The sequence below is a fragment of the Staphylococcus pasteuri genome (assembly GCF_030547725.1).
GTDB lineage: Bacteria > Bacillota > Bacilli > Staphylococcales > Staphylococcaceae > Staphylococcus > Staphylococcus pasteuri.
Window position 1 is genome coordinate 1 of record NZ_JAUOQO010000760.1, and the last position, 245, is coordinate 245.

General features: G+C 49.8%; 1 protein-coding gene. It reads left to right on the forward strand.

The features are described 5' to 3' along the window. A partial coding sequence (locus Q4528_RS15405) for an NAD(P)H-hydrate epimerase (protein WP_303522586.1) occupies window positions 1–245 on the forward strand: 245 nt, incomplete at both ends.

Sequence of the window (245 nt, forward strand, 5' to 3'; positions counted from 1 at the left end):
TGATTGTTGATGGTGTATTAGGCACCGGTATCACCGGCTCGCTTCGTCAGCCTTTATGTGACTTATTTGCCAAGGTGAACCTCGCTACAGCGCCAGTGTTGAGTTTAGATTTACCCTCAGGTTTGTGTGCCAATACTGGTCGCAACTTAGGCGCAGTCATCAGCGCGAATGCCACCATTACCTTTATCGCCGCCAAACAAGGTTTGTTTACCGGCCATGCAGCGGAATATGTCGGTGAGTTGGTA